This is a genomic window from Caldisericota bacterium (genome assembly GCA_034717215.1).
Taxonomy (GTDB): Bacteria; Caldisericota; Caldisericia; order Caldisericales; family Caldisericaceae; genus UBA646.
Genome location: JAYELD010000126.1, coordinates 1 through 6673 on the forward strand (window position 1 = coordinate 1; position 6673 = coordinate 6673).

Genomic DNA, 6673 nt, shown 5'->3' on the forward strand with positions numbered 1-6673 from the left:
TTGGGTAGGAGCAAAAGTGGCAAGAGGTAATATGAGGGGACAGGTAGTTGCAGAACTTGAGGAACACTCAGGGGATGAGCTGAGGCATGCCGGCATGCTTGCCGATAGGATAATCCAGCTTGGCGGTATACCCATTCTGAAACCAGAGGATTGGTATCAAATGACCAATTGCGGTTATGATGCACCAGAAAATACTCATGTAGAAAATCTACTCAAACAAAACATAAAAGGTGAACAGTGTGCAATTGAAGCATACAATGAACTACTGGCTTTTACCAAAGATAAAGATACTGTTACCTATCGCATGGCAGAAGAGATTCTTGAGGATGAGGTAGAGCACGAGGAGGACCTTGAGGCTATATTGGAAGATTTGGAAGAAAGGAGGTAAAGGGAAAAGAAAAAATAGAACACCATATTGTATTGTGTGGATAGAATTGTAGGTATAAAAAAATTTGAGGTTTTCTGTGCACTTGCCTTTTGTAATATCCATGGGGTATGGGAAAGCTGTATATAAATTTAATAAAAATATAGGAGGTATAAAAATGGAAGAAAGAATGCCGTTATTGGGAGAGAAATTTCCAGAGATAGAGGTGCAAACCACGCATGGCAAGATAAAGTTGCCGGATGATTTTAAAGGTAAATGGTTTATCTTGTTTTCTCATCCTGCAGATTTTACCCCGGTATGCACTACAGAGTTTGTAGCATTTCAACAACGATATGACAAATTTAAGGCATTAGATTGTGAATTAATTGGACTAAGTGTGGATCAGGTATTTTCTCATATGAAATGGGAAGAATGGATAAAAGATAATATGAATGTAGAAATCCAATTTCCAATAATTGCAGATACAGGGAGAGTTGCCGAAACTCTTGGTATTATTCATCCGAGTAAGGGTACAAACACAGTTAGAGCAGTGTTCATCGTTGATCCCAAAAGTTCAATAAGAGCAATTCTATACTATCCGCAGGAATTGGGGAGAAATATGGATGAGTTTCTGAGGATGGTAAAAGCGTTACAGATAGCAGACAAAGAAGGTGTGGCAATGCCTGCAAACTGGCCAAATAATGAAATATTAAAAGACCATGTAATAATATCACCTGCCACTGATGTGAAAACCGCACAAGAAAGATTTGAAAGGGCGAAAAAAGGAGAATTTGAATGTTTTGACTGGTGGTTGTGCCATAAAAAAATAAAGTAAGAAGGTGTAAAATGACAGAGAGAATGCAAGTATATAAATGTGAAATATGCGGAAATATTGTGGAAGTAATGCATCCAGGTAAAGGAGAATTAGTTTGCTGCGGACAGCCGATGACTCTGCTTAAGGAGAAAACAGCAGATTCTTCAACAGAGAAGCATGTTCCCTTCATTAAAAGAGAGGGTAATGCTTACATTGTGAAAGTAGGAGAAAACACCCCTCACCCAATGGAAGAAAATCATTATATCGAGTGGATAGAAATAGTAGCAGATGGCAGGAATTATAAAAAGTTCCTAAATCCGGAAGATAAGCCGGAAGTGGAATTTGAAATAAAAGACGAAAAAGTTGAAGCGAGAGCATGCTGCAACATACACGGTTTGTGGAAATCGTAAGATTTCTATTTACCAATAGACCAATAGAGTGTTTTATAATCTTGCCCTTTGTCATTTAATAGATGATGAAGGGCAATTTTTTTCTTTTTTTTAAAAGATATGCTAAAATATTAAGAATTATAAAAAAAGGAGATGATAGAAATGGCATTTAAAGCAGTTTTTATTGCTCATGCTCCAGATGCAGAATTAGAAAAACACAGGTGTGTAATAAAAACGCCTAGTTATAATCTCTTTGTGGCAGTTGTGAAGAATCAAGAGCAAGCCATTGAAGCATGCAAAAAATCTGTAGAAGAGGAAGGTATTCACTCAATTCTTCTCTGTCCGGGATTTAAGCATAGAGACGTTGCAGAAATATCCGAAGCAGTTGGGGAAAATGTGGGTGTTTTTGTTGCAAGGGGAGACGGCCAGAGCAACAAAGTCTCAATGGAAGCGATGAAAAAGGAAGGCTGGTTCCAGGAGAAAATAACATAAATTAGAATACTCTAAAAATAAAAAGGAGGCGACATGATTGAGGTAAAAGATTTATATTTTAAGTATTCTGAAAAAGATGCTTTTTCTATTGATCATATCTCGTTTAAAATTAGCAAAGGGGAAATATTTGGTTTTCTCGGCCCAAACGGGGCAGGCAAAACTACCGTCCAAGCAATCCTTACGGGTTTACTGAAACAACAAGGAGGAACTGTACTTTACCAGGGGAAAAGTATAGAAGAACAAAAAGATGATTTTTACAACAAAATAGGTGTTTCGTTTGAATTCCCCAACCTTTACGGCAAACTAACCGGTTATGAAAATCTAAAGTATTTTGCAGGTCTATTTTCAGTGCCTACTGTGGATCCCAATTTTTTGTTGGACCTTGTTGGGCTTAAAGATATCACAAACAAACGCACTGAATATTATTCAAAAGGTATGAAGCAAAGGGCTGTTTTTGCTAGGGCTCTAATTAACAATCCGGAAATATTGTACTTAGATGAACCAGTGTCAGGATTAGACCCAACCACGGCAAAAAATATTAAACAGGTCATCCAGAAAGAAAAAGAAAAAGGGACAACAATATTTCTTGCCACACATAATATGTTTGTGGCAGAAGAGTTGTGTGATGAAGTTGCTTTTATAAACGAAGGCAAAATAGTTACCATAGATACGCCTAAAAATTTAAAGCTTCAATATGGAAGTAAATCAGTAGAAGTCGAATACAAAATGAACGAACATGTACATAAAGAGTTGCTTTTTTTGGAAAAGAAAGATGACAAAAGCAAGTTGCAGAACATAATTGCCAATCATCAAATAATTACAATGCATTCAAAAGAAGCCACCCTTGAAGAGATTTTTATAAAGGTGACCGGTAGAGGTTTGATATAAAGATGAAAAAATTGTGGACCTTACTTAAAGTTGATTATACAATGGCGCTCAGGGGCAAGTTTATTTTGCTAACCCTTATTCTTGCTATACTACTTACCGTTATTATCAACTTTGTGCTTCCTGAAAAATTGAATACCGAGATAAATACCTATATTTTAGATAGAACCAGCAATACAAGAATAGCTACTTTCTTAAATGCTCAAGGCGATGAAGGTAATGCTATTAAAATAGAGGCAACCAAGTCTGAAGAAGAGCTAACATCAATGTTAACTAAAAGCAACGGAGTAGGAGTCATTTTTGAAGATAATAGAGTAATAATTGTGAAACAAGGATATGAGGATGAAGCCACTCTTAATTTAATAACCACGACGATCAATTTACTTACAAAAAAGCTAACAGGAGTATATTCTCCTGCATCCTTCAAATATACAGTGCTGGAACCACAATCTACTGAAAAACTGCCGTTCAATAAATCTATGATACCACCTTTGATTGCTCTGGATGTATTTTTTTTAGGTTTTTATCTTATTGCAGCTATGATATTCCAGGATAAAAACGAAGGAATTATTAATGCCTATCGAATAAGCCCTATAAATGTATTTGGATACATTACATCAAAGGTTGTTATTAATTCATCTTTAGCCATTGCACTTTCTCTTATTCTTGGTGTAGCAACTGTTGGATTTCACATGAATTATTGGCACTACTTTGTAATTGTGACATTGTCTGCATTACTTATTTCGTCTTTAGGCATGCTATTAAGCCAGTTTTATAATTCATTAACTGAATTTATGTATGTTCTTATTGCATTTACTCTTGTCATTGCGATACCTGTAATTAGTTATTTCCAACCATCATTTTCTGTGCCGTTCTTCAAATACATCCCATCCTATCCTATTATGTTTGAAATAAAAAACATTATATCTTCAGCGCAAAGCAAAGAAATCTGGAGTGTATCATTATTACTTGCAGTTGAACTGGCTGGCGTATTGGCGCTTGTTTATTTTACATCAAAAAGAATACTGTTCGGGAGGAGACGGTCATCATGAGAAAATTTATAAGCCTCATTAAAAAAGATATAACCAACGCATTCAGGGATAAGCTTTTAACATATATAATAGTTGCGCCTATTGTTATGGCGATATTAATCCTTCTTTTTGCACCCTCCCTTGACAGTCCAAAGCTAAGGTTTGCTGTAGATAATAGTGTGCCGCATAGTTTTACTATCGAGCTTGAAAAGTATGGTACCATAGAATCTTTCAATTCATTTAGTAAACTAGAGCAGAGAGTATTAATGTCCGATGACGTACCTGGTATCATTTATCGTGATGGAGAATTTGAAGTAATATTGCAAGGAAACGAGGAAGATTATTTAAAATCATTACCCGGAATGATCATTGACAATGCTTCGCAGAGTACGCCTATAATGCCGATAGAAATACAATCTTTGGATGTCAATAGATCCATTATTAGAAATGTGCTCGAGGTAAGTATACTTGTCATCATTATTATTATGGGCGGGGCCATTATGGGGTTAATGATTGTTGGGGACAAAGAAAGTAAGGCAATAAAATCACTTGCCGTATCCCCACTAACTACAGGAAAGTATCTTTTTGAAAAAGCTGCTGCTTCTGTTTTCTATTCATTTGTTTTTTCTTTTGTAGTTGCTTTTATCATGTGGAGGTTTGCGTTTAATGCGGTCAATTTATTGGTATTAATTATTCCATTTTGTCTTTTCGGTGTTGCAGCTGGATTTTTAATTGGAATATTTGCAAATAACCAGAACTCGTCAATTGTGCTTATAAAAACACTGTCATCTGTAGTAATAGCTATATCTATTGCTTCTGTGTTTGTTCCTTATAAACTTGAATGGATGCTTTACGTATTTCCAAATTTTTGGGCATTTAAAGTTTTGAAAATTGTTTTTATAGATAAAAGTTTTAATTATTTTAATTCATTCTTGATTGCTATTATTACTAATTCTCTTTTAGTTTTAGCTCTAACCATATATGCGCAGAAAAAATTCAAGCTAAGATAATTCAAAATAAATTTAAAAAATAATATAACAACTCAAAAGTGGGTGACAGGTGATTTAAAAACAAGAAAAAGAGAGATGCCATAAAATTCACAATAAACCAATAATTTATTTTGCATCATTTTAATGCTCAATATATTGCTAAATTATAAGAAATCGTTATAATAGATTGAATTAATGTTATTTTTAGGCAAAAGGAGTTGACGGGTAATGGAAAGAATTAGAGAAATTGAAAAAGAATATTTGAAAGGAAATATTCCTGATTTTAATGTAGGCGATACAGTAAAAGTCCATGTGAGAATTAAAGAAGGAGAAAAAGAGAGAGTTCAGATATTTAAGGGCACAGTGCTGGCGAGGAAGCATGGCGGCATGAATGAGACATTTACTGTAAGAAAGCTTTCATACGGAGTGGGAGTAGAAAGAGTATTTCCTCTTCATTCTCCAATGGTAAAAAAGATTGAGGTAAAAAAGAGAGGTAGCGTCCGAAGGGCAAAGCTGTACTATTTAAGAGATAGGGTAGGAAAGGCGCAAGTAGTTAAAGAAAAAAAGAAAAATAAATGAGCAAAGAGTTGAAAAGCTGGATTATAATAATTGTACTGGCTTTTGTTGTAGCATTTTTGGTAAGATCATTTATTGCACAACCATATCGCATTGAAATGACGTCCATGGTGGATACGCTTTCTCCTGATGACCTTGTTCTTGTGGATAAAATTTCTTATAAACTTCGTTCTCCAAAAAGAGGAGAAGTGGTGATATTTACTCCTCCAATTGACAGCAAAAATAAGTACATAAAAAGAATTATTGCGTTGCCCGGAGAAACGATAGAAATAAAAGGGAATACTGTATATATAGATGGAAAGGTTCTTAACGAGCCTTATGTTTACTCGTCCATATTAAAAGACTACGGACCAGAAAAAATCAGAGACGGTTATGTATTTGTTATGGGAGATAATAGAAGCGTAAGCATGGACTCACGTTATTTTGGGCCAATTTCTGTGAAAAGTATTGTAGGAAAGGCCGTTATTGTGTATTGGCCTTTTAATCACATAGAAAATCTTAATGCGTACAGCGGAGAAACTCCTTAAGATTATTGGAGTAGATGAAGCTGGGAGAGGTCCATTAGCAGGGCCAGTTGTATCGGCAGCAGTAATTATAGAAGAACGAATTGATGGAATAAAAGATTCAAAAATCCTATCCAAACGAAAAAGAGAAATTCTTTTTTGTTCAATACAAGAAAAAAGCATTGCGTTTGGAGTAGGAATAGCAAGCTCCGAAGAAATTGATCAATTTAATATTCTCAATGCATCGCTTCTTTCCATGGAAAGGGCGATTAAATCTCTTGAACTTTGCTATTTTTATCATTTCAATTCTCCGTTAGAAAATGCAATAGTACTTGTGGACGGGCTTTTTAAAATCCCTGATATTCCTTATCCACAGGTAGCGATAGTTAAGGGAGATAACAAAATATTTGAAATAAGTGCTGCCTCGATCATTGCAAAAGTAGTAAGAGACAGAATGATGTATTCGTTCGGGAAAAGATATCCTGAATACAAACTAGGCACGCATAAAGGATACCCTACGAGAAGACATAGAGAACTTGTAAAGCTCTATGGGCCATCACCAATACATAGAAGAAGCTTTAAGGGAGTAACGTGTGAATAATAATAGAACCACTGGGAAGAAAGGCGAAG

10 protein-coding genes are annotated in these 6673 nt (G+C 35.2%); all 10 read left to right on the forward strand.

Annotated features, from left to right (window positions below; genetic code table 11):
- Positions 1–388, forward strand: a 388-nt coding sequence (locus U9Q18_05260) for a ferritin-like domain-containing protein (GenBank protein MEA3313766.1), incomplete at its 5' end; no start/stop codon positions are given.
- Between the two features lie 154 nt (positions 389–542).
- Entirely contained in the window at positions 543–1199 is a 657-nt protein-coding gene (locus U9Q18_05265) for a peroxiredoxin (GenBank protein ID MEA3313767.1), read from the forward strand.
- An 11-nt stretch (positions 1200–1210) separates the two neighbouring features.
- Positions 1211–1588 carry a desulfoferrodoxin gene (locus tag U9Q18_05270; protein MEA3313768.1) on the forward strand — a complete coding sequence of 126 codons (378 nt, stop codon included), beginning with the start codon at positions 1211–1213 and terminating at the stop codon, positions 1586–1588.
- A 141-nt stretch (positions 1589–1729) separates the two neighbouring features.
- A complete protein-coding gene (locus U9Q18_05275) occupies positions 1730–2059 on the forward strand; it encodes a DUF6506 family protein (GenBank protein ID MEA3313769.1) in 330 nt (109 codons plus the stop codon).
- Between the two features lie 33 nt (positions 2060–2092).
- A complete protein-coding gene (locus U9Q18_05280) occupies positions 2093–2947 on the forward strand; it encodes an ABC transporter ATP-binding protein (protein MEA3313770.1) in 855 nt (284 codons plus the stop codon).
- 2 nt (positions 2948–2949) lie between these two features.
- Positions 2950–3996, forward strand: coding sequence for an ABC transporter permease (locus U9Q18_05285; protein MEA3313771.1), 1047 nt, complete (start codon positions 2950–2952; stop codon positions 3994–3996).
- Entirely contained in the window at positions 3993–4985 is a 993-nt protein-coding gene (locus tag U9Q18_05290; GenBank protein MEA3313772.1) for an ABC transporter permease, read from the forward strand. Before U9Q18_05285 ends, U9Q18_05290 begins: the two co-directional genes overlap by 4 nt.
- Before the next feature lie 207 nt (positions 4986–5192).
- Positions 5193–5543 (forward strand): 50S ribosomal protein L19, encoded by a 351-nt coding sequence (rplS, locus tag U9Q18_05295; GenBank protein MEA3313773.1) that lies wholly within the window; start codon positions 5193–5195, stop codon positions 5541–5543.
- Positions 5540–6067, forward strand: a complete 528-nt coding sequence (gene lepB / locus U9Q18_05300) for a signal peptidase I (GenBank protein ID MEA3313774.1) — start codon at positions 5540–5542, stop codon at positions 6065–6067. Before rplS ends, lepB begins: the two co-directional genes overlap by 4 nt.
- Positions 6042–6644 (forward strand): ribonuclease HII, encoded by a 603-nt coding sequence (locus tag U9Q18_05305; protein ID MEA3313775.1) that lies wholly within the window; start codon positions 6042–6044, stop codon positions 6642–6644. The genes lepB and U9Q18_05305 overlap by 26 nt, the downstream gene beginning before the upstream one ends.
- Positions 6645–6673: the final 29 nt, after the last annotated feature.

Coding starts and splice junctions, on each gene's coding strand:
- U9Q18_05265 (MEA3313767.1), top strand. CDS start 543: ATGGAAGAAAGAATGCCGTTATTGGGAGAGAAATTTCCAGAGATAGAG.
- lepB (MEA3313774.1), top strand. CDS start 5,540: ATGAGCAAAGAGTTGAAAAGCTGGATTATAATAATTGTACTGGCTTTT.
- U9Q18_05290 (MEA3313772.1), top strand. CDS start 3,993: ATGAGAAAATTTATAAGCCTCATTAAAAAAGATATAACCAACGCATTC.
- U9Q18_05305 (MEA3313775.1), top strand. CDS start 6,042: ATGCGTACAGCGGAGAAACTCCTTAAGATTATTGGAGTAGATGAAGCT.
- U9Q18_05270 (MEA3313768.1), top strand. CDS start 1,211: ATGACAGAGAGAATGCAAGTATATAAATGTGAAATATGCGGAAATATT.
- U9Q18_05280 (MEA3313770.1), top strand. CDS start 2,093: ATGATTGAGGTAAAAGATTTATATTTTAAGTATTCTGAAAAAGATGCT.
- rplS (MEA3313773.1), top strand. CDS start 5,193: ATGGAAAGAATTAGAGAAATTGAAAAAGAATATTTGAAAGGAAATATT.
- U9Q18_05285 (MEA3313771.1), top strand. CDS start 2,950: ATGAAAAAATTGTGGACCTTACTTAAAGTTGATTATACAATGGCGCTC.
- U9Q18_05275 (MEA3313769.1), top strand. CDS start 1,730: ATGGCATTTAAAGCAGTTTTTATTGCTCATGCTCCAGATGCAGAATTA.